We start from the raw sequence: 19,825 nt of genomic DNA on the forward strand, positions 1-19,825 counted from the left end.
TGTAAATTACTTTACAATAATACCCGTATTAACGACATTTCGGCGACGTTGCGACACGATTTCTGTGCGATTCAGTCTCTCAACGCGTATTTTGGTCGATTATCGCACTTCCATCGGCGGAAACGTCGAACGCAAAGGAGCCGCGACATGACCAAGGAACCGCAGCGCAGCCGCGCCGTCTTCTCGACCGAGGATTTCGAGCTGATGAAGGAAGCGGTCGCCCATTACGTCAGGCAGATCGCGGACGATCCCCGTTCGGCGAAATTCTCCAACCTCTATCACCGCCTCGGCCGGCTCGGCTGAGCAATCGCTTCCTGGGGAGGAAGGTGTCCGCCGGCGCCTCCGGGCGTCGGCGGACATTTCCATCCCGATCACGACATCGAAGGAATCCCGAGCATGACCTATCAGGAACAGATCGCCGGCGCGGACAAGCTGATCCGCGGCTTCAACGGAACGTGGGACGGCATCGACGCGGAGGCGGTCGCGCGGATGCAGCTCCAGAACCGCTTCCGCACGGGCCTCGACATCGCGCGCCATACCGCCGCGATCATGCGCCGCGACATGGCCGCCTATGACGCCGACCCGGCCAATTACACCCAGTCGCTCGGCTGCTGGCACGGCTTCATCGGGCAGCAGAAGCTCATCTCGATCAAGAAGCATTTCGGCACGACCAAGGGGAAATACCTCTATCTCTCCGGCTGGATGGTCGCCGCGCTGCGCAGCGAGTTCGGCCCGCTGCCGGACCAGTCGATGCACGAGAAGACCAGCGTGCCCGCGCTGATCGAGGAGCTTTATACCTTCCTGAAGCAGGCCGACGCGCGCGAGCTGAGCCTGATGTTCCGCGATCTCGACAAGGCGCGCGCCGCCGGCAACGAGGTGGAGGCGCAGCGCCTCACCCATGCGATCGACAATTACGAGACGCATGTCGTGCCGATCATCGCCGATATCGACGCGGGCTTCGGCAATGCCGAGGCGACCTATCTGCTCGCCAAGAAGATGATCGAGGCGGGGGCCTGCGCGCTCCAGATCGAGAATCAGGTGTCCGACGAGAAGCAGTGCGGCCACCAGGACGGCAAGGTGACCGTGCCGCACGAGGACTTCCTCCAGAAGGTCCGCGCCTGCCGCTACGCCTTCCTCGAGCTGGGCGTGGAGGACGGGATCATCGTCACCCGCACCGATTCGCTGGGCGCGGGCCTCACCAAGCAGATCGCGTTCAGCAAGGAAAAGGGCGATCTCGGCGACCAGTATAACGCCTTCCTCGATTGCGAGGAGGTGACCGACCTCTCCACCCTGCGCGGCGACGTGGTGATCGAGCGCGGCGGCAAGCTGGTGCGGCCGAAGCGGCTGCCGTCGAACCTCTACCAGTTCCGCGAGGGCACGGGGGCGGATCGCTGCGTGCTCGATTGCATCACCTCGCTCCAGAACGGCGCGGACCTGCTGTGGATCGAGACGGAGAAGCCGCATATCGAGCAGATCGCGAGCATGGTCGATCGCATCCGCGAGGCGGTGCCGAACGCGAAGCTGGTCTACAACAACTCGCCGAGCTTCAACTGGACGCTCAACTTCCGCCAGCAGGTCTATGATCGCTGGGCGGCGGAAGGAAAGGACGTCTCCGCCTATGACCGCGCCAAGCTGATGAGTGTCGATTACGACGACACCGATCTGGCGCGCGAGGCCGACGAGAAGATCCGCACCTTCCAGAAGGACGCGGCCGCGCGGGCGGGGATCTTCCACCACCTCATCACGCTGCCGACCTATCACACGGCGGCGCTGAGCACCGACAATCTCGCGAAGGAATATTTCGGCGAGGCGGCGATGCTCGGCTATGTGAAGGGCGTGCAGCGGCAGGAGATTCGCCAGGGCATCGCCTGCGTGAAGCACCAGAACATGTCGGGCAGCGACATCGGCGACGATCACAAGGAATATTTCGCCGGGGAGGCCGCGCTGAAGGCTGGTGGCGCACACAACACGATGAACCAGTTCGCGGCCTGACCCGCACGCGGGTAGCCAAGGCTATCCGCGAGACGGGACAGGCCCGGCCGGCGGCGGGTGCTTCGTCACCCGCCGTCCGACGGCGCGGCTTCGCCGCGCCGCTCTCGCGTTTGACGCCCCCTCAACATTCCACCACGTTCACCGCCAGCCCGCCGAGGCTCGTCTCCTTGTATTTCGAGCGCATGTCCTCGCCGGTCTGGCGCATCGTCTCGATCACCTGATCGAGGCTGACGATGTGCCGCCCGTCGCCGTGCAGCGCGAGATAGGCGGCGTTGATCGCCTTGATCGCGCCCATCGTGTTGCGCTCGATGCAGGGGATCTGCACCAGCCCGCCGATCGGGTCGCAGGTGAGGCCGAGATTGTGCTCCATCCCGATCTCGGCGGCATTCTCGACCTGCGCGTTATTGCCGCCGAGCGCGGCGACCAGCCCGCCCGCCGCCATCGAGCAGGCGACGCCGACCTCGCCCTGACACCCCATCTCCGCCGCCGAGATCGAGGCACGCTTCTTGTAGAGCATCCCGATCGCCGCCGCCGTCAGCAGCAGCCGGCGCACGCCGTCGCGCGTCGCGCCGTGGACGAAGGTCTCGTAATAGCGCAGCACCGCCGGGATCACCCCGGCCGCGCCGTTGGTCGGCGCGGTGACGACGCGGCCGCCGGCGGCATTCTCCTCGTTCACCGCCAGCGCCCACAGGCTGACCCATTCGAACACCAGGCTGGGGTCGCTACGCGGACCGCGCTCCAGCAGCTTCTCGCGGATCGCGCGGGCGCGGCGCTTGACCTTCAGCCCGCCGGGCAGTTCGCCGGTCGCCGCGCAGCCGCGCTCGATCGAACCGCACATCGCGTCGTGCACGCGATCGAGGAAGGCGTCGGTCTCCGCATCCCCGCGCCACGCCGCCTCGTTGGCGCGGACGATATCGGCGATCGCCATATCCTCCGCCGCGCCGATCGCGAGCAGTTCGGCCGCCGAGCCGAAGGGGTGGCGCGGCTGGCGATTGGCGCGTTCCGGCTCCGCGCCCTCCTGCCGGATCACCCCGCCGCCGATCGAATAATAGCGGCGCGCGACCTCGCTGCCGTCGGGCAGCGCGGCGGTGAACACCATCGCATTGGGGTGGCCGGGCAGGAAGCCGGGGCGGAACAGCAGGTCGCCCGCGATGTCGAACGGGATCGGCAGGCGCCCGTCGAGCGCCAGCCGCCCCTCGGCCGCGATCGCCGCGATCAGCCCCTCTACCGCCTCGGGATCGACCGTCTCCGGCGTCTCGCCCGACAGGCCGAGCAGCACCGCGCGATCACTGTGGTGCCCGCGCCCGGTGAGCGAGAGCGAGCCGAACAATTCGCATTGCACCCGCACCGGCGCCAGCCCGGCATCGATCATCTCGGCCGCGAACGCCTTGGCCGCACGCATCGGCCCCACAGTATGCGAGCTGGACGGCCCGATGCCGATCGTGAACAATTCGGTGACGCTGACGGCGGACGGCTGGTCGGCGGAGAGCGGATGCTTCTTGCGGGGCATGCCCGCGTCTTAGGATCCGGCGCGGCGCTACGCCAGCGGCGTCGCATCCAGCCGGAGGCGCAGCAGCGCCCCGCCGCCCGCGCTGCTCCCGGTTTCCAGCACGCCGCCGCACACGCCGAGGATGCGCTCGACGATCGACAGGCCCAGCCCGGCACTGTCGCTGCGCGCGGTGTCGCCCCGGCGGAAGCGGCGCGCGACGGGATCGCGCGCGTCGACCGCGAGGCCGGGGCCGTCATCCTCCACCGTCACGCTGCCGTCCGGCGCGGCGGAGACGACGATCGACGTTCCGGCCGGCGTGTGGCGCACCGCATTGTCGATCAGGTTGGTGATCGCGATCAGCAGCAGTTCCGCCACCCCGCGCACGCGGCTTGGCGGCGTGTCCGGCTCCTCGAAGGCGATGCTGTGGCCCGAGCGATAGACGATCGGCACCATCGCCTCCACCGCGTCGCGCGCCAGCGCGGCCGGGTCGATCATCGCGAGCTGCGGATGCAGCCGGTCGATCGCGGCGAGGTCGATGAGCTGGCGGATGACGTGATTGGCCTGATCGACCGCGCGGCCGATCTGGTCGCGCTCCGGCGATGCGGGAAGCTGCTCCAGCCGCAGCGAGATCAGCGCCAGCGGGGTGCGCAATTCATGCGCGACATTGCCGACGAAATCGCCCTGCGCGCGATAGCCCGCCTCCAGCCGGTCGAGCGCGCGATTGGTGGCATGGACCAGCGGCATCGCCTCGCTCGGCATCCGCGCTTCCTCGATCCGTCCGTCGAGGCGCGGCAGGCCGATCGCATCGGCGTCGGCGGCCGCGTCGCGGAACATGCCCGTCACGTGGCGCAGCACGATGAACGACAGCAGCAGCGAGCCGAGCAGCGCCGCGCCGATCACCCAGGCGAAGCGACGCAGGAAGGAGCGGACGACATCGTCGACGATCTCCTCCGGGTGGGTGCGGTCCTGCGCCACCACCACCCAGCCCGGCCCGCCGCCGGGCAATGCCACCGGCCGGGTGAGCACGTCGTACCGGCCCCAGGTGACGAAGCGCCGCGCCGCGCCGTGCGGCAGGTCGTCCAGGTCGAACGGCAGCGCCTGCGGCCGCGCCTGCAGCGCGTTGCCGTGCGTATCGAACAGCGCGAAGAACCGGTCGCCCCGGTCGCGCGGCCCCTTGCCCACCGCATCGCCCCGCACGAACGCCTCCGCCTCGCGCTCCAGCCGGGCGGAGATGAAGGTGCCGGCGGTGTCGTTCAGCATCCGCGACAGCAGCAGCGGCAGCGCGACCGCCACCATCAGGACGATCGCGATCTGCCCGAGCAGCAGCTTGCCGAACAACGAACGGGGGAGGCGGAGCATCATGGAGTGGATAGCATGTATCCGATCCCGCGCACCGTCTGCACCTTCACCGCCGCGCAATCCTCCAGCTTGCGGCGGACGCGGTGGACATAGACGTCGACCGCGTTCGAGCCGAGCGCGTCGCCCGCGCCGAAGAGCTGGTCCGCCAGCACGCGCTTCGGCACGACATGGCCGGCGCGGCGCATCAGCAGCTCGAGCAGCTCCACCTCGCGCACCGACAGCGGCACCGGCGCGCCGGCCGCGCGCACCTCGCGGCTGCGCGTGTCGAGCGTCAGGTCGGCGGCGCGCAGCACGTCCTCGACATAGCCGCCCTGCCGCCTGAGGATCGCCGACAGCCGCGCGTGCAGCTCGACGAACAGGAACGGCTTCACGAGATAATCGTCGGCGCCGCTTTCCAGCCCGAGCACGCGCATCTCCCCCGCCCCACGCGCGCTGAGCACGATCACCGGCACGGTGCGGCGCTGCGCGCGCAGGCGGCGGAGCAGCGCCAGCCCGTCCTCGTCGGGCAGCCCGAGATCGAGCACCATCGCGGCATAATCGGTGGTGGTGACGAGCTGCTCAGCATCGCGCGCGGTGCTGGCGATATCGCAGCGGATGTCGCGCTTCAGGAACGCGGCGGCGAGCGCCTCGGCCAGCTCGCGATTGTCGTCGACGATCAGCAGGCGCACCGCGGGTCGCCTAGAGCCACAGCAGCGACACAGCGCCGAGCAGCAGGAGTTGCGCGGCGAGGAACAGCCGGTCGGCGATATCCTCCCACCAGTCCGACCCGCCGCGAATCGACTGATAGGAGAAGAAGCAGCTCGCCGTGAGCAGCACCGCCGCGCCGAGCGCCGCCTCGTCCGCGAAGGAGCGGTCGCCATAAGCGGTGAGCTTCAGCCCGGTGATGATGACGAACGTCACCCCCAGCAGGTTGGAGGCGCCGTTCAGAATGTGATGGCTCTTGGCGGCCGGCAGCGGAGGGCCGGCCGGCGCCTCCTCCTGCTTCCCGGCGCTGTCGGGCTGCTCCATCGCTCGGGCGGCGCCCGCTCATCGTGACGGCGGGAAGGTGGCGTCGATGCTGCCGCCGCCCGGCACCTGGCACTGGCCCTCCCCGCCGCCGCTCATCCCGCTCGACGGGCGGATCAGCGTGAAGCGGCAACGCATGCGGCCGTTCGGGCCGGACAGATTGGCCAGCACCTTGCCGGAATAATGCGTCACGAAGTCCTGCGACGGGCCCCAATAGCCCCAGCCGCCGCCCCAACCGCCCCAGCCGCCCCAGCCCCGGCCCCAACCCCAGCCGCGATAGGGACCGATCGGCCCCCAGCCGGCCCATAGCGGGCCAAGCTCGTCGACGCGGGTTTCCTGCGTGATCTGGAAGAAGGTGCCGGCATAGGTCTGGCCGTTGGCGAGCTGCGCGGTCATCTCGCCGGTGCGCGCGCCCTGCGCTTTCCAGTTGAAGGTAGCGGTCAGGCCCGAGGTGCCGGAATCACCGACGCCCGTGCCCATGGTGGTACACCCGGCGAGCGCGCCGGCGGCGACCAGCGCCACCAGCGGAAGGGAGGACATTCTCGAAACCGTGGCCATCGCAATCTCTCCTGCAACCCCGGTGACGCACGATCGCGCCAGTCCCCCGCTTGTTCCATGAAGATGCTGACACGCGCCTTACGACGCGCCCGGTTTTCATTGCCACGGCAGGCCGCCCGCCCTACGGCCCGGACGCGAAATCACAGGAGACTGCCCCCATGCGCCCCAGCGGCCGCGCCCCCGATCAGATGCGCGCGATCACCATCGAGCCCCATTTCACCCGCCATGCGGAAGGATCGGTGCTGATCGGCTTCGGCGACACCAGGGTGCTCGTCACCGCCAGCGTGGAGGAGCGCGTCCCGCCGTTCCTGCGCGGCAAGGGACAGGGCTGGGTCACCGCCGAATACGGCATGCTGCCCCGCGCCACCCATACGCGCGGCAGCCGCGAGGCGGCGAAGGGCAAGCAATCCGGGCGCACGCAGGAAATCCAGCGGCTGATCGGCCGCTCGCTGCGCGCCGTCACCGACATGGCGGCGCTGGGCGAGCGGCAAATCACGCTGGACTGCGACGTGATCCAGGCGGACGGCGGCACGCGCACCGCCTCGATCTCCGGCGCGTGGGTGGCGCTGCGGCTGGCGGTCAACGGGCTGCTGCGCGAGGGCAAGCTGACGCGCGACCCGATCGGCCAGAAGGTCGCGGCGGTGAGCTGCGGCATCTATCAGGGCAATCCGGTGCTGGACCTCGATTACGACGAGGATTCGAACGCCGACGCCGACGCCAATTTCGTGCTGCTCGAGAATGGCCATATCGCCGAGGCGCAGGCCACCGCCGAACACGCCACCTATGACGAGGAGGCGTTGCTGCGCCTGCTCCGCCTCGCGCGGATCGGTTGCGGCGAGATCTTCGCGGCGCAGGCGAAGGCGGTCGCATGAGTGGCGAAGGCGATCAGCCACAGGCGATCCGCAAGCTCGCCGCCGGCAAGCTGGTGATCGCCAGCCACAATCCCGGCAAGGTGCGCGAGATCGCCGAGCTGCTCGCCGGGCACGGGCTGGAGGTGGTTTCCGCCAGGGCGCTCGACCTGCCCGAGCCGGAGGAGACCGGCACCACCTTCGTCGCGAACGCCGAGTTGAAGGCGCGCGCGGCGGCGGACCTTTCCGGCCTGCCCGCGCTGGCCGACGATTCGGGGCTGTGCGTCGAGGCGCTGGGCGGCGATCCCGGCATCTTCTCCGCGCGCTGGGCGGGCGAGGCGAAGGATTTCGACGTGGCGATGCGACGGGTCGAGGACAATCTCGGCCGGCTCGACAATCCGCCGCGCGACGCGCATTTCGTCTGCGCGCTGGCGCTGGCGTGGCCGGACGGGCATGTCGAATGGTTCGAGGGCAGGGTCGACGGCACGCTCGTCTGGCCGCCGCGCGGCGACAGGGGCTTCGGCTACGACCCGATGTTCCTGCCGGACGGCGAGAACGAGACGTTCGGCGAGATGGACCAGGCGCGCAAGCACGACATCAGCCACCGCGCCGATGCGTTCCGGCAACTCGTCGCGGCGGTGTTCTGAAGTGATGAAGTGATAAGGCCACTCCCCTTCAGGGGAGCGGCTATCAGCGGTCAGCGCGTCGGAACGGGCGTGTCCCCGGAATAATCGTAGAACCCCCGCCCGGTCTTGCGGCCATACCAGCCGGCCTCGACATATTTCACCAGCAGCGGCGCGGGGCGGAACTTGGGGTCGCCGGTGCCCTCGAACAGCACGCGGGTGATCTCCAGGCACGTGTCCAGCCCGATGAAATCGGCCAGCGTCAGCGGCCCCATCGGATGATTGAGGCCGAGCTGGCAGGCGAGGTCGATGTCGCGGATCGTCGCGACGCCCTCGCCCAGCGCGAAGCACGCCTCGTTGAGCATCGGCATCAGCACGCGGTTGACGATGAAGCCCGGCGCGTCGTTGGCGTGGACGACCTGCTTGCCCAGCGCCTGCGCGAATTGCTCGACCAGCTTCACCGTCGCGTCGGCGGTGGCGAGGCCGCGGATCACCTCGATCAACCCCATCACCGGCACCGGGTTGAAGAAGTGCACGCCGATGAAGCGCGCCGCGTCCGGCGACGCCTGCGCCAGCCGCGTGATCGGGATCGACGAGGTGTTCGAGGCGAGCACCGCATCCTTGCCCAGCACCTTGCCGACCTCGGCGAAGATCGCGCGCTTGATCTCCTCGCGCTCGGTCGCCGCCTCGATCACCAATGCGCAGGGCGACATCGCGGCGAGGCCGTCGGCCGGCTCGATCCGCGCCAGAAGCTGGTCGCGCGCCTCGCCCTCGATCTTGCCTTTCTCCACGTCGCGCGCCAGCCGCCTGGCGATCCCCGCCTTGCCCGCCTCGGCGCGCGCCCTGTCGACGTCGGCGAGCAGGACGCGATAGCCCGCCTGCGCGGCGACCTGCGCGATCCCCGCGCCCATCTGCCCCGCACCGATCACGCCAACTGACTGCATCTGTCGCCTCCGCTCGAAAACCCGCCGGTCGCATAGCGGGTTTCGCGCGCGACGCCAGCCGGGTTAGGAAGCGGCATGACAAGCCGCATCGCGATCCTCATGCTGCTCGCGCTCGCCGGCTGCTCGGACGAACCGGCCAACGTCACCTCGCGCACCGGGACGAGCGAGGTGCGCGCGCGGCCGTCGGCGACGCCCGAGGCTCAGCGGCCGAACGCGCCCGCGCGATAGAGCAGGGTGACGGCCACGCGGCGGTTGCGCGGGTCGGCGGGATTGTCGGTGATGATCGGCTCGCGGTCGGCGACGCCCTCGATGCGGTTGAAGCGCGCCTCCGGGATGCCGGCCAGCGCGAGCCGGCGGCGCGTCGCCTCGGCGCGGCCGGTGGCGAGCGTCCAGTTGTTCATCGCGCGCGGATCGCCATAGGGCACCGAATCGGTGTGCCCCCGGATCATGATCGGGTTGCCGGTATGCGCGATGCTGTCGCCGACCATGCCGATCAGCTCCGACGCGGCCGGCTCCAGCACGGTCGTGCCGAGCGCGAACATCGAATAATTGGCGTCGTCGATCAGGTCGATGCGCATCCCGTCCTGCGTCATCACGAAGCGGATGTGGCGCGAAAGCTTGCTGAGGCTGGCGCTGGCCGCGATCCGCTCCAGCACCTGGCGGCGCAGCGCGGCGAAATTCCTGCGGTCCTCGGCGGCGACCGATTCGGGGCTGCGCAGCGAGCCTTTCTTGCCCGCGCCCATCTGCTTGCCGCCGGCATTGTTGTCGATCCGCGCGACCAGCGTCGGCAGGCGCGAATTGCCGTCCTCCGGCCCCGTCTTCTGGTCGCTGACGACCGACTTGCCGCCGAACAGGCCCGAGCCGCCGATGCCCAGCGACTTGGTGTTGAGGATGGTCGGCGCGAAATAGTCGGCGATGCCCTTGCGCTGCTTCTCGGTCGTCGCGCCGAGCAGCCACAGCAGCAGGAAGAAGGCCATCATCGCCGTCACGAAATCGGCATAGGCAACCTTCCACGCGCCACCGTGATGGCCCCCGCCACCTTCGATGTAGATTTTCTTGTAGATGATCTTGGGCGGCTGGTTCGAGCCGTGCGGCGCGCGCGCGGCCATTTAGCTGGCTCCCTGCGGTCGCGCGGCGAAGCTCGCAAGGACGCCAGGCATCACCGGCCCCGCAACCCGTCGAACACCTCGGCGAAGCCGGGCTGGTTCTTGTGCGCGATGCCGGAGCGGGCGGCCTCGATCACCAGCGGCTGCGGATGGCCGTGCAGCGAGGCGACGATGATCTGCTTCACGACATGATAGATCGCGGCATCCGCCTCGATCACCTGCTTCAGCCGGTTGGCGAGCGGGCTGACGATGCCATAGGCGAGCAGCACGCCCATGAACGTGCCGACCAGCGCCGAGCCGATCATCGCGCCGAGGATCGACGGCGGCTTGTCGATCGATCCCATCGTCTTGACGATGCCGAGCACCGCCGCGACGATGCCCAATGCGGGCAGCGCGTCGGCGAGGCTGCTCAGCGTGTGCTGCGGCCCCTCGACCTCGTGGTGGTGGGTCTTGATGGCGTTGTCCATCACCTCCTCCACGGCATGAACGTCGAGCGTGCCGGAGGAAACGACGACCAGCCGCAGCGTGTCGGCGATCAGGTTGACCAGCGTATGATCGGCGAGCAGGCGCGGATATTCGGCGAAGACGGCGGAGGACTTGGGGTCCTCGACATGCGGCTCGAGCGCGATCGGCCCTTCCATCCGCAGCATCTTCATCAGCTTCGAGACGAGGAAGATCGTGTCGAGATAATCCTGCTTCTTGTATTTCGGCCCCTTGAACACCTTGGCGAGGCCCCCGCCCATCGCCTTCAGCTCCTTGCCCGAATTGCCGATGATGAGCGCGCCGGCCGCCGCGCCGCCGATGATGAGCAATTCGTGCGGGATCGCCTCGAACACCGGGCCGAGCGCGCCGCCGGTGATGGCGAAGCCGCCGAAGACCATGCCGAGGAGGACAACGAGGCCAATGGCCGGAAACATTCGAAAACCCCCCGGGCAGTCAATCAGTTGGTTCGTGGTTACCGCGCGTTCGTCGCCATCCGGTTAACCAGCCTTGTTTTTAATTGCGTGCCGCGTGCCGCGCTCACTTCAGATAATCGAACAGCGACATGCTGGAGAGCTTGGTGAAGCTCGCCTGCGTCGCCTGGAGCACGGTCATCGTCTTTTGCAGCTCGGTGATCGCGGTCGAATAATCGAAGCCGTCGACATCGGTGCGCGCCTGCGACCGATCGATCTTGGCGCTGGCGATCTGCCCCGAGACGATATCGACCCGCGCCGCCCGCGCGCCGATCGACGATTGCGTCGCGGTGACCTGGTCCGACACCTTCTTGAGCGTGTCCGTGGCGGCGGCCGGAACATCGCCGCCGCCGTTGAGCGCGGCGACGATCGCGGTGATCGCCGATCCGAGATCGCTCGTACTGGTCTTGAGGAAATTGGCGGCGTTGTTGCTCGTCTGCACCGACTGGCCGTCGCCGATCGGGATCGCGGACGTCTCGCCGTTGGCGAAGGAGAGCGAGCCGTCGTCGTTCCGCGTCACCGCCGTGTCGCCGCTCTGCCCGCCGAACAGCGGGCCACCACGCATGTCGGTGGTATTGGCGGTGCCGAGGATCGAGGTGAGCAGGTCCGATATCTGCGTGGCGATCGCGGCCTTGCCGTCCGCCGACAGCGTGCCGTTGCCCGCCTGCACCACGAGCGTCGATATCTGCTGGAGCTGGTCGCCGATCTGGCCGAGCGACGTGTCCGCCTGCTGCAACACCGATTTCGCCACCGAGATATTGGCGGTGTACGCGCTGTCGTTGGCGTCGGCGAGCGACAGGTTTTGCAGCCGCTGCCACCCGACGCTGTCGTCGGACGGCGCGAGGATGTTGGTCTCGGAGGTGATCTGCTGGTTCAGCCGGTCGGCCTGACCGGTGAGCGAACGCATGGTGGTCGCCGTGCGGTCATAGAACAGGCTGGTGGAGGGAGCGATCGTCATCAGCGGATATCCAGGATTGTCTGGAACGTGTCGCGCGCCACCTGGATGACGCGGCTCGACGCGGAATAGGCCTGCTGGAAGCGCAGCAGATCGACCGCCTCGGTATCGAGATCGACGCCCGAAACCGCGTCACGCGCCGAGACGGCGCCGTCGTGGATCGCGCTCTGCGCGCTGGCCACGGTATTGCGGTTGGCGAGCGCGGCGGCGTTGGCGGAGACGATCGTGGTCACCTTGTTCTCGAACCCGCCGGTCGAGCGCAGCGTATCGAACTGCACGATGTTGCTGTTGTCGCGCGTCCCCCCGCCGACGGCGGCGGCGGCGATGCCGTTGGGGTCGGTCAGCGCGAGCGACACGTCGGTCGGCGCGGCGCCGACGCTGAACATCGGCTGGCCGGCGCTGTTGTTCAGATCGCGGCCCTGCGCCTGGAGCGCGTTGACGCCGTTGACGAAGCCGGTGGCGAGATCGTTGAGCTGGTCGCGGGTGTCGGCGATGCGCTGCGCCCCGTCGACGATTCCGCCGAGCGCGCCGCCGTTCGGCGTCAGCACCGAATAATTGCCGTTGCTCTGCACCGCGAAGGAGACGGTGCCGGCAGCGTTGCGCGCATAGGTGACGGTCGCGGCATCGGTGCCGGACACCAGCACCGGGCCGCCCGATCCGCCGCCGCGCACCGTGGCGCGGCCGGCGTCGTCGAAGGTGACGTTGACGTCGACCAGCGCGCTCATCTGATCGAGGATCGAATCGCGCTGGTCCAGAAGGTTGGCCGACTGGGCCGTATTCGCGCCGGCGCGCCCCAGACCGTCGTTCACCTTGGCGAGCGAGGTGGCCAACGTGCTGAGGCTGGCGGTCGCCTGATCGGCGGTTGCGTCGAGATCGGCGGTCACCTGCGCCAGCGCGTTGCCGGTGGCGGTGAAGGCATTGGCGACGGTGGTGGCGTTCTCCAGCATCGTCGCGCGCGGCGCCGCCGACGCGGGATCGGCGGCGACCGACTTGGCGGCGTTGAAGAAATTGGTCAGGCTGGTCGACAGGTCCGGCCCGGTCAGCGCCGACTGGATGCGGTCCAGCCATACCGATCCCGCCTGCGTCCGCGCGAGATCGGCGCCGGAGGAGCGCACCGCTTCCGCCTTGAACATGTCCGACGCGCGATTCACCCCAGCCGCGATCGAGCCATAGCCGTTCATCGCATTGGCGGCGGTGAAGAGCGTGGTCGGCGCGCCGACCTCCTTCACGTCGACCGTGCGGCGCGAATAGGACGAATTGCCGACGTTCGCGATGTTCTCCGACACCGTCGAAAGCGCCGTCTGATACGTGCGCACGCCCGAGGCGCCGATGGAGAGCAGGTCGGCCATCAGCTCTTGGTGGGGGCGGCGTGGTTAAGATCGGGTTGAGAACGCGCGAGGAAGTCGGTCATCGCCTTGCCGATGCCTATCGGGGCATGCTCCGCCATCTGCTGCACGACCTTCTGGTCCTGCATGTCGCGGAAGGTGTCGAGCGCCTGGCTGTCGAACAGCGGATCGGCCAGCTTCGCCTGCCGCATCGATTTCAGCATCATGCCGGTGAACACCGATTCGAACTGCTGCCCCGCCTTGGCGAGATTCTCCTTCGACGCGGTACGAGACAGGCCGGTGTCCAGCCCCGTCGCGCCGGTGATCTGCGTCCTGGCGACCGCGCTGGCGACACTGTCGGTCATAGCACCACCAGATCCGCTTTCAGCGCGCCGGCTTCCTTCAGCGCCTCGAGGATCGCGACAAGGTCCGCCGGCGACGCGCCGATCGCGTTCACCGCCTTCACCACGTCGGCGAGCTTCGGTCCCGGCGCGAGCAGGAACATGGGTCGGCGCTCCTCGTCGACCGAGACGCGCGATTTCTGCTGAACCGCGGTCTGGCCCTGGCTGAACGGGCCAGGCTGGCTGACCCGCTGGTTCTCGTCGATGCGCACGGTCAGCTTCCCGTGCGTCACCGCGGCCGGACCGACCCGCACCGCTGAGTTAATAACGACCGTTCCCGTCCGGGCATTAACAATTACTTTTGCGGACGGCTCGGCGGCGACCACATCGAGGTTCTCGATCTCCGACATCAACGTCGCGCGCACGTCCGCCCCGAGCGGCGCCTTCACCGCGATCGACACCCCGTCCTTCGCCTCCGCCGAACCCGCGCCGAGCCGCCGGTTGATCGCCGCCGCGACATTCTGCGCGGTGGTGAAATCGGCGCGCGCGAGGTTGAAGGTGAGCATCGGCGTCTGGTCGAAGCCGGTCGCCACCGCGCGCTCGACGGTCGCCCCTTCGGGAATGCGGCCGGTGGAGGGGACGTTGACGACGATCTGCGATCCGTCCTTGCCCTCCGCGCCCAGCCCGCCGACCGCGAGATTGCCCTGCGCCATCGCATAGACCTGCCCGTCGGCGCCGAGCAGCGGCGTCAGCACCAGCGCGCCGCCGCGCAGCGACTTGGCCTTGCCCAGCGAGGCGACGGTGATGTCGATCCGCTGCCCCGGCTTGGCGAAGGCGGGCAAGTCCGCCGTGACCATCACCACGGCGGCGTTCTTCAGCCCCGGATTGACGTTCGAGGGAAGCTGGAGGCCGAAGCGCGAGGCGACGGCCTTCACCGACTGGACGGTGAATTCGAGATTGTCGTCGCCCGTCCCCGGCAGCCCGACGACGATGCCGTAGCCGGTGAGCTGGTTGGAGCGGATGCCCTGGAAGCCCCCGAGGTCCTTGATGCGATCGGCCGAGGCCGGGCTGGCCGACAGGATCGCGACCAGCAGCGCGAGCGCCGCCAGCCACCAGATCTCGCGATCCGAGCGGATCGAGCGGCGCGGGCGCGGGAAGGGAGAAGCGAGGCTGTGCATCAGAACGGGCTCACCACCTGGAAGAAGCGGCTCAGCCAGCCCTGGCGGCTGGCGCGGGCGACGTCGCCCTTGCCGGTATAGGCGATCTGCGCATCGGCGACGCGCGTCGAGGGCACGCTGTTGTCGAGGTCGATGTCGGCGGTGCGGACGATGCCCTTGATCTGCACCACCTCGTCGCCGCGATTGAGCGTGACGTGCTTCTGCCCCCGCACCAGCAAGGTGCCGTTGGGATAGACCTGCGCCACCGTCACCGAGATCGCACCACTGAGCGAATTGGCCTGATCGGTGGTGCCGGCGCCGGTGAAATTGCGCGTGCCGCTGGCCGAGGCGTCGGTCGACTTGAACAGCGAGAGCGGGCCGGTGCTCGGCGGGGTGATGCCGAAGCCGCCGCCCGAATCGAGCTTCGACGAGGCGGACTTGGAGGCGGCGGTGCGCTCGACCAGCACGATCGTCAGCAGGTCGCCGACGCGGCGCGCGCGCCACCCCTCGTGCAGCGCGGCATAGCCGCTCGCCACCTGGAAGATCGCGCCGTTGGGCTGCGCGTCGGCCGCCGGCTGCGGCAGCGGCGCGAGGCGGGCGGCGGTGAAATCCTCCGCCGGCGCCTTCTTGCCGAACAGCTTCGCGTCGGCCGCCGACGTAGCGAGGAGCGCGGCGGCGAGGCCGGCGAGGGAAAGGGAAGCGCGCATCGTGTCCGGTCCTGGCATCAGATGTTCTGGTTGACGTATTTGAGCATGTCGTCGGTCGCCGAGATCATCTTGGAATTGACCTCATAGGCGCGCTGCGTCTCGATCATGTCGACCAGTTCCTCGACGACATTGACGTTCGACGCCTCCAGCATCCCCTGCCGCACGGTGCCGCGCCCGTTCTCGCCCGGCACGCCGAGATCGGCCGCGCCCGAGGCCGCGGTCTCCTTGACGTAATTGTCCCCCGCGCTCTGGAGGCCGGCGGCGTTGGGGAAGTTGGCGACCTGTATCTGTCCCAGCGTCTGCGCCGCGGTCTGCCCCGGCAACGTCGCGGAGACGGTGCCGTCGGTGCCGATCGTGATCGAGCTGGCGCCCTGCGGGATGGTGATCCCCGGCATCACCTGATAGCCGTCGCTGGTGACGAGCAGCCCCTCCGGCGAGCGCGAGAAATTGCCCGCGCGGGTATAGCCCAGCTCGCCGCTCGGCATCTGCACCTGGAAATAGCCGTCGCCGTCGATCGCCATGTCGAGGCTGTTGCCGGTGGTGTTGAGCGAGCCTTCGGTGTCGATCCGCGCGGTGCCCTGCACGCGCACGCCCGTGCCGAGGTTGAGGCCGGTGGCATATTGCGTCGATTGCGTCGATTGCGCGCCCGGCGCGGTCACCACCTGATAGCCGAGTGTCGCGAAATTCGCGCGGTCGCGCTTGAACGCGGTGGTGTTCACGTTCGCCAGATTGTTCGAGATGACACGCATGCGCATGTCCTGGGCGTCCAGCCCGGTGCGCGCGATGTGCATGGCAGCGGTGGTCATCGTCTATCTTCCTCAGCTCGGCAGGCGCATCACGGATGCGGCGCCTTCGTCCATGTCCTTGGCGTTCTTGAGCAGGCTGGCCTGCACCTCGTAGCTGCGCTGGTTCTCGATCATGTCGACCAGCGCCTGCGTCATGTTGACGTTCGACCCCTCGAGCGTGCCCGAGACGACCTGCCCGTCGAGATTCTCCGGCAGCGCGCCGCCGCCGCGGACGTGGAGCAGGTTGTCCAGCCCCTTCACGGTATCGGCGCCGGTGTCGGAGACGAGCTTGATCTTGTCGATCACCTGCGGCTTGCCGCTGGCGTCGCCCTGCGGCACGATCGAGATCGAGCCGTCCGACCCGATCGACAGCGAATTGTACGGCGGAATGGTGATCGGGCCGGACTGGCCCATCACCAGGAAGCCATCGCCGGTCTGGAGCGTGCCGGACGCGGAGACGGAAAGATCGCCGCGCCGCGTATAGGCCTCGCCGCCGTCGGGCGCCTGCACCGCGATCCAGTCGTCGCGGCCCGAAACCGCCACGTCGAGGCTGCGCCCGGTGGAGATCAGCGCGCCCTGCTGGCGATCGGCATCCGTCACCTCCGACGAGGTGGGCGAGCGCGCCATCAGCGACGCGCCGCCGCCCTTGAGCTGGATCTGGTCGAACACCACGCGATCGGCGCGGAAGCCGGTGGTGGAGACGTTGGCCATGTTGTTGGCGATCGCCGCCTGCGCCTGCATGTGCGCGCGCAGGCCGGTCGCCGCCGTATAGACCAGTTTGTCCATCTACGCCTCCCGCGCCCTTCCCGCGATCACGACCGGATGTTCAGGATCGTCTGCGAGATCTGGTTGTCGGTATCGAGCGCCTTGGAATTCGCCTGGAAATTGCGCTGCGCCGCGATCAGGTTGACCAGTTCCTCGGTGATGTCGACGTTCGACCGCTCGATCGTGCCGGTCATCAGCGAGCCGAGGCCGTTCTGGCTGGCCGATCCCGCCACCGCGTCGCCCGACAGGCCGGTCGCCTGCCAGTAGCTCGACCCGATCTGCCGGAGGCCGGCCGGATTGGCGAAGTTGATGATCGCCACCTTGCCGAGATTGCGCACGTCGCCATTCGAATAGCTCGCCTTGACCAGGCCGGTCTCGTCGATCGTCACGCCCGCGATCTGGCCGACCGAGGACCCGTCCTGCGAGCGCGCAGAGACGTTGAACGGCGAGGCGATCATCGTGGTCGAGGAACCGAAATCGACCGTCACGGTCTGCGCCGCGGTCGCGCCCGAGGGGGTGACCGGATCGAAGGTGTTGGTATTGCCCGAGGTGAGCTGCCCGGCGCTGTTGAACGTCAGCGTCGTGCCCGGCGTGCCGCCGGTGGTGAGCTGCTGGTCGCCGATGTAGCTGTAGGCCGCCCAGGTGCTGTTGCCCGACGCGTCCGGCAGGCTCTCGCGCTTGAAATAGGTCGTCATCGTCAGCGCGTTGCCGTTCGCGTCATAGACGGTGCTCGACGTCGAATTGTTGTAGCTCGTCGGATCGAACCGGTCGAAGGTCGAATTGGTCGGCAGGCCGGTGCTGGACGACAGGTTGAGCGTGTATTTCACGTTCGACGTGGCGACCGCGACGCCGCTGGTCGCCGGAAGCTGGAGCGAGACGGTCGAATCGAGGCCGGACGCGACCACCGCGCCCGAACCGTCGACCGGATAGACCTGGAGATGCCCGCCGTTCGAATCGACGACATAATGGTTGGCGTCGACGCTGAAGCCGCCGTTGCGGGTGAAGTTCACCTTCGCCGCCTCCGGATCGGGCTTCACCGCGAAGAAGCCGTCGCCGGAGATCGCGAGATCGAGCGCGTTGCCGGACTGGGTGAAGCTGCCCTGCGTGAACTGCTGGATATTGCCCTTCACCACCACGCCCGAGCCGACCATCGAGGTCGGCGAGGTGGAGATGTTGCTGGCGATCACGTCGGCGAACTCACTGCGCGACTTCTTGAAGCCGTTGGTGGCGACGTTGGCGAGATTGTGGCTGATGACCGACATGTCGGTCTGCGCCGCCTGAAGGCCGGTGAGCGAGGTGTAGAAGGCCATGGGGGTTTGCTCCTGTGAAAATCAGCCGATCTGGCGAACGGCGGAGGCGTCGGTGTCGCCGATGCCGGGAAGGGTGAGGACGGCGCTGCCGCTGGTGGTGGAAACCGACGTGACCGGCGCCCAGACGAGGCCCGTCGCGGCAACGGTGGCGCCGTTGTCCTGCGCGGTGACCGTCACGTTGAACGGGCCGGTGCCGGCGTCGGCGCCCTGGTCGGTCGTGCCGTCCCAGTCATAGTTGACGGTGCCCTTGGACTGCGCGCCCAGCTTGATCGTCTTGAGCACCTCGCCGTTCGAGCCGGTGATGGTGACGTTGACGTTCGTCGCATCCCCGCCCAGCTCGACCGCGCCGGTGATGCCGCCCGAGGTGCGGCCATAGGCGACGTTGCCGGGCACCAGCACATTCTTGCCGATATAGCTCACCGCGTCGGCCGTGGTGGTGGCGCCCAGCTTGTCGGCGATCGCCTTCAGCGTCGTCGACATGTCCGAAATGCCGGCGAGCGAGGAGAATTGTGCCATCTGCGCGACCATCTGGGTGTTGTCGACCGGCGAGAACGGGTCCTGGTTCTGCATCTGCGCCGTCATCAGCTTCAGGAAATCGGCCTGGCCGAGCGTGGTCTGGCCGGTGGTGTTGGCGGTCGAGGAGCTGTTGGTCGATCGGGCGATGCCGAGCGAGGCGAGCGTCGAATCGAACGTGCTGTCGGTGGTCGTGGTCATCTATCAGCGCCCCAATTTGATGGTGTCGAGGATCAACGACTTGGCGGTGTTCATCACCTCGACGTTGTTCTGGTAGCTGCGCGCCGTCTCCATCATGTCGACCAGCTCGCGGGTCTCGTCGACGGCGGCCTCGTAGATATTGCCGTCCTTGTCGGCGATCGGATTGGTCGGGTCGTAGCGCTTGGTCGGCGTGCTCCCGGCGGTGACGACCTGCACGGCGTCCACCGTCGACATGCCGGACGCCGCGTCGTAGCTGGTGCGGAACACCGGCTTGATCGTGCGATAGGCTTCCGCCTCCGAACCGGCGATGCCGCCGGCATTGGCGAGGTTCGACGCGGTGGTGTTCATCCGCACGAGCTGCGCGGACATCGCGCGCCCGGCGACCTGGAAGATCGAGAGCGGCTGGGCCATGCTCATTCTCCCTTCAGCGCGCGGGTGATCTGGCCGATCCGCCCGTTCAGGAAGGACAATGTCGTCTGATACTGGACGGCGTTCTCGGCGAAGGCGGTCTGCTCCTGGCTGAGATCGACGGTGTTGCCGTCCATCGACGGCTCGAGCGGCACGCGATATTTCACGCTCGCGTCGAAGCCGCTGTCGCCGGACTGCTCGACCGCGCCCAGCGCCTGCTGGAAGTTGACGTCGCGCGCCTTGAAGCCTGGGGTGGAGGCGTTGGCGATGTTCGACGCGAGCAGCCCCATGCGCTGCGAGCGCACCTGGAGGGCGGCGGCGTGAACTCCGAACAACGTGTCGCTGGCCATCGGCCCGGTCTCCTGCACGGGAATGTGCGCGGGACTATCAGCAAGGGGCGTGCCAATTGCCGGCGCGACGGCGCGAGATGCGTGGTGGCGCGGGGAAGCGGCAAGATGTTGCCGGGCGGCCGGCAACGGTT

Annotated in this window: 24 protein-coding genes; 5 read left to right on the plus strand and 19 right to left on the minus strand. The window is 68.2% G+C overall.

Features of this window, described 5'->3' with window-relative positions:
* Positions 1-147 precede the first annotated feature (147 nt).
* Entirely contained in the window at positions 148-303 is a 156-nt protein-coding gene (locus F9288_RS04280; RefSeq protein ID WP_174835487.1) for a hypothetical protein, read from the plus strand.
* A gap of 93 nt (positions 304-396) precedes the next feature.
* A complete protein-coding gene (locus F9288_RS04285) occupies positions 397-1,992 on the plus strand; it encodes an isocitrate lyase (RefSeq protein WP_174835488.1) in 1,596 nt (531 codons plus the stop codon).
* 121 nt (positions 1,993-2,113) lie between these two features.
* On the opposite strand, the gene F9288_RS04290 is transcribed toward F9288_RS04285, so the two are convergent.
* Genes F9288_RS04290 through F9288_RS04310 form a run of 5 tightly spaced genes read right to left on the minus strand, consistent with a single transcriptional unit; the run spans position 2,114 to position 6,385 of the window.
* Complete coding sequence (locus F9288_RS04290; protein WP_174835489.1) at positions 2,114-3,502, minus strand: L-serine ammonia-lyase; 1,389 nt, start codon at positions 3,500-3,502, stop codon at positions 2,114-2,116.
* Between the two features lie 27 nt (positions 3,503-3,529).
* Positions 3,530-4,843, minus strand: a complete 1,314-nt coding sequence (locus F9288_RS04295) for a HAMP domain-containing sensor histidine kinase (protein ID WP_174835490.1) — start codon at positions 4,841-4,843, stop codon at positions 3,530-3,532.
* Complete coding sequence (locus tag F9288_RS04300) at positions 4,840-5,508, minus strand: response regulator transcription factor (RefSeq protein WP_174835491.1); 669 nt, start codon at positions 5,506-5,508, stop codon at positions 4,840-4,842. The genes F9288_RS04295 and F9288_RS04300 overlap by 4 nt, the downstream gene beginning before the upstream one ends.
* A 10-nt stretch (positions 5,509-5,518) precedes the next feature.
* On the minus strand, positions 5,519-5,848 hold the full coding sequence (locus tag F9288_RS04305) for a hypothetical protein (RefSeq protein WP_174835492.1): 330 nt from the start codon (positions 5,846-5,848) through the stop codon (positions 5,519-5,521).
* A gap of 18 nt (positions 5,849-5,866) precedes the next feature.
* Positions 5,867-6,385 (minus strand): hypothetical protein, encoded by a 519-nt coding sequence (locus F9288_RS04310; protein WP_254621073.1) that lies wholly within the window; start codon positions 6,383-6,385, stop codon positions 5,867-5,869.
* 176 nt (positions 6,386-6,561) lie between these two features.
* Here F9288_RS04310 and rph point away from each other — a divergent pair, with 176 nt between their 5' ends.
* Both rph and rdgB read left to right on the plus strand, forming a co-directional pair.
* Complete coding sequence (rph, locus tag F9288_RS04315) at positions 6,562-7,275, plus strand: ribonuclease PH (protein ID WP_174835493.1); 714 nt, start codon at positions 6,562-6,564, stop codon at positions 7,273-7,275.
* A complete protein-coding gene (gene rdgB, locus F9288_RS04320; protein WP_174835494.1) occupies positions 7,272-7,898 on the plus strand; it encodes an RdgB/HAM1 family non-canonical purine NTP pyrophosphatase in 627 nt (208 codons plus the stop codon). Before rph ends, rdgB begins: the two co-directional genes overlap by 4 nt.
* A 50-nt stretch (positions 7,899-7,948) precedes the next feature.
* Here rdgB and F9288_RS04325 read toward each other — a convergent pair whose 3' ends face one another.
* Positions 7,949-8,818, minus strand: coding sequence for a 3-hydroxybutyryl-CoA dehydrogenase (locus F9288_RS04325; protein ID WP_174835495.1), 870 nt, complete (start codon positions 8,816-8,818; stop codon positions 7,949-7,951).
* 75 nt (positions 8,819-8,893) lie between these two features.
* Here F9288_RS04325 and F9288_RS04330 point away from each other — a divergent pair, with 75 nt between their 5' ends.
* The gene (locus tag F9288_RS04330) at positions 8,894-9,046 is read left to right on the plus strand and encodes a hypothetical protein (protein ID WP_174835496.1); all 153 of its coding nucleotides are present in this window, start codon (positions 8,894-8,896) and stop codon (positions 9,044-9,046) included.
* Here F9288_RS04330 and F9288_RS04335 read toward each other — a convergent pair.
* The 13 genes from F9288_RS04335 to F9288_RS04395 form a co-directional block, all read right to left on the minus strand.
* Positions 9,019-9,927, minus strand: a complete 909-nt coding sequence (locus F9288_RS04335; RefSeq protein ID WP_174835497.1) for a flagellar motor protein MotB — start codon at positions 9,925-9,927, stop codon at positions 9,019-9,021. The genes F9288_RS04330 and F9288_RS04335 overlap by 28 nt on opposite strands.
* Before the next feature lie 50 nt (positions 9,928-9,977).
* The gene (gene motA, locus F9288_RS04340; RefSeq protein ID WP_174835498.1) at positions 9,978-10,841 is read right to left on the minus strand and encodes a flagellar motor stator protein MotA; all 864 of its coding nucleotides are present in this window, start codon (positions 10,839-10,841) and stop codon (positions 9,978-9,980) included.
* A 103-nt stretch (positions 10,842-10,944) separates the two neighbouring features.
* Positions 10,945-11,835: a flagellin gene (locus F9288_RS04345; protein WP_174835499.1), complete on the minus strand. Its 891-nt coding sequence runs from the start codon at positions 11,833-11,835 to the stop codon at positions 10,945-10,947.
* The gene (gene flgK, locus F9288_RS04350; protein ID WP_174835500.1) at positions 11,835-13,181 is read right to left on the minus strand and encodes a flagellar hook-associated protein FlgK; all 1,347 of its coding nucleotides are present in this window, start codon (positions 13,179-13,181) and stop codon (positions 11,835-11,837) included. Before flgK ends, F9288_RS04345 begins: the two co-directional genes overlap by 1 nt.
* Entirely contained in the window at positions 13,181-13,522 is a 342-nt protein-coding gene (locus tag F9288_RS04355) for a rod-binding protein (protein WP_174835501.1), read from the minus strand. Before F9288_RS04355 ends, flgK begins: the two co-directional genes overlap by 1 nt.
* A complete protein-coding gene (locus tag F9288_RS04360; protein ID WP_174835502.1) occupies positions 13,519-14,676 on the minus strand; it encodes a flagellar basal body P-ring protein FlgI in 1,158 nt (385 codons plus the stop codon). Before F9288_RS04360 ends, F9288_RS04355 begins: the two co-directional genes overlap by 4 nt.
* A complete protein-coding gene (locus F9288_RS04365) occupies positions 14,676-15,362 on the minus strand; it encodes a flagellar basal body L-ring protein FlgH (protein WP_174835503.1) in 687 nt (228 codons plus the stop codon). Before F9288_RS04365 ends, F9288_RS04360 begins: the two co-directional genes overlap by 1 nt.
* Positions 15,363-15,379: 17 nt before the next feature.
* A complete protein-coding gene (gene flgG / locus F9288_RS04370; protein ID WP_174835504.1) occupies positions 15,380-16,168 on the minus strand; it encodes a flagellar basal-body rod protein FlgG in 789 nt (262 codons plus the stop codon).
* Positions 16,169-16,180: 12 nt separating this feature from the next.
* Entirely contained in the window at positions 16,181-16,933 is a 753-nt protein-coding gene (locus tag F9288_RS04375) for a flagellar basal body rod protein FlgF (protein ID WP_174835505.1), read from the minus strand.
* A 26-nt stretch (positions 16,934-16,959) separates the two neighbouring features.
* A complete protein-coding gene (locus F9288_RS04380) occupies positions 16,960-18,222 on the minus strand; it encodes a flagellar hook protein FlgE (protein ID WP_174835506.1) in 1,263 nt (420 codons plus the stop codon).
* Between the two features lie 21 nt (positions 18,223-18,243).
* Complete coding sequence (locus tag F9288_RS04385) at positions 18,244-18,936, minus strand: flagellar hook assembly protein FlgD (RefSeq protein WP_174835507.1); 693 nt, start codon at positions 18,934-18,936, stop codon at positions 18,244-18,246.
* A gap of 3 nt (positions 18,937-18,939) precedes the next feature.
* A complete protein-coding gene (gene flgC, locus F9288_RS04390) occupies positions 18,940-19,347 on the minus strand; it encodes a flagellar basal body rod protein FlgC (RefSeq protein WP_174835508.1) in 408 nt (135 codons plus the stop codon).
* Positions 19,348-19,349: 2 nt separating this feature from the next.
* On the minus strand, positions 19,350-19,694 hold the full coding sequence (locus F9288_RS04395; protein WP_174835509.1) for a flagellar basal body rod protein FlgB: 345 nt from the start codon (positions 19,692-19,694) through the stop codon (positions 19,350-19,352).
* Between the last annotated feature and the right edge of the window lie 131 nt (positions 19,695-19,825).

This window comes from Sphingomonas sp. CL5.1 (genome assembly GCF_013344685.1).
Taxonomy (GTDB): Bacteria; Pseudomonadota; Alphaproteobacteria; order Sphingomonadales; family Sphingomonadaceae; genus Sphingomonas.

What these genes read in the sequence shown, in the direction of transcription:
- F9288_RS04280 (WP_174835487.1), top strand. Translation starts at nt 148, where the DNA reads ATGACCAAGGAACCGCAGCGCAGCCGCGCCGTCTTCTCGACCGAGGAT.
- F9288_RS04285 (WP_174835488.1), top strand. Translation starts at nt 397, where the DNA reads ATGACCTATCAGGAACAGATCGCCGGCGCGGACAAGCTGATCCGCGGC.
- F9288_RS04290 (WP_174835489.1), bottom strand. Translation starts at nt 3,502, where the DNA reads ATGCCCCGCAAGAAGCATCCGCTCTCCGCCGACCAGCCGTCCGCCGTC.
- F9288_RS04295 (WP_174835490.1), bottom strand. Translation starts at nt 4,843, where the DNA reads ATGATGCTCCGCCTCCCCCGTTCGTTGTTCGGCAAGCTGCTGCTCGGG.
- F9288_RS04305 (WP_174835492.1), bottom strand. Translation starts at nt 5,848, where the DNA reads ATGGAGCAGCCCGACAGCGCCGGGAAGCAGGAGGAGGCGCCGGCCGGC.
- F9288_RS04310 (WP_254621073.1), bottom strand. Translation starts at nt 6,385, where the DNA reads ATGTCCTCCCTTCCGCTGGTGGCGCTGGTCGCCGCCGGCGCGCTCGCC.
- rph (WP_174835493.1), top strand. Translation starts at nt 6,562, where the DNA reads ATGCGCCCCAGCGGCCGCGCCCCCGATCAGATGCGCGCGATCACCATC.
- rdgB (WP_174835494.1), top strand. Translation starts at nt 7,272, where the DNA reads ATGAGTGGCGAAGGCGATCAGCCACAGGCGATCCGCAAGCTCGCCGCC.
- F9288_RS04325 (WP_174835495.1), bottom strand. Translation starts at nt 8,818, where the DNA reads ATGCAGTCAGTTGGCGTGATCGGTGCGGGGCAGATGGGCGCGGGGATC.
- F9288_RS04330 (WP_174835496.1), top strand. Translation starts at nt 8,894, where the DNA reads ATGACAAGCCGCATCGCGATCCTCATGCTGCTCGCGCTCGCCGGCTGC.
- F9288_RS04335 (WP_174835497.1), bottom strand. Translation starts at nt 9,927, where the DNA reads ATGGCCGCGCGCGCGCCGCACGGCTCGAACCAGCCGCCCAAGATCATC.
- motA (WP_174835498.1), bottom strand. Translation starts at nt 10,841, where the DNA reads ATGTTTCCGGCCATTGGCCTCGTTGTCCTCCTCGGCATGGTCTTCGGC.
- F9288_RS04345 (WP_174835499.1), bottom strand. Translation starts at nt 11,835, where the DNA reads ATGACGATCGCTCCCTCCACCAGCCTGTTCTATGACCGCACGGCGACC.
- flgK (WP_174835500.1), bottom strand. Translation starts at nt 13,181, where the DNA reads ATGGCCGACCTGCTCTCCATCGGCGCCTCGGGCGTGCGCACGTATCAG.
- F9288_RS04355 (WP_174835501.1), bottom strand. Translation starts at nt 13,522, where the DNA reads ATGACCGACAGTGTCGCCAGCGCGGTCGCCAGGACGCAGATCACCGGC.
- F9288_RS04360 (WP_174835502.1), bottom strand. Translation starts at nt 14,676, where the DNA reads ATGCACAGCCTCGCTTCTCCCTTCCCGCGCCCGCGCCGCTCGATCCGC.
- F9288_RS04365 (WP_174835503.1), bottom strand. Translation starts at nt 15,362, where the DNA reads ATGCGCGCTTCCCTTTCCCTCGCCGGCCTCGCCGCCGCGCTCCTCGCT.
- flgG (WP_174835504.1), bottom strand. Translation starts at nt 16,168, where the DNA reads ATGACCACCGCTGCCATGCACATCGCGCGCACCGGGCTGGACGCCCAG.
- F9288_RS04375 (WP_174835505.1), bottom strand. Translation starts at nt 16,933, where the DNA reads ATGGACAAACTGGTCTATACGGCGGCGACCGGCCTGCGCGCGCACATG.
- F9288_RS04380 (WP_174835506.1), bottom strand. Translation starts at nt 18,222, where the DNA reads ATGGCCTTCTACACCTCGCTCACCGGCCTTCAGGCGGCGCAGACCGAC.
- F9288_RS04385 (WP_174835507.1), bottom strand. Translation starts at nt 18,936, where the DNA reads ATGACCACGACCACCGACAGCACGTTCGATTCGACGCTCGCCTCGCTC.
- flgC (WP_174835508.1), bottom strand. Translation starts at nt 19,347, where the DNA reads ATGGCCCAGCCGCTCTCGATCTTCCAGGTCGCCGGGCGCGCGATGTCC.
- F9288_RS04395 (WP_174835509.1), bottom strand. Translation starts at nt 19,694, where the DNA reads ATGGCCAGCGACACGTTGTTCGGAGTTCACGCCGCCGCCCTCCAGGTG.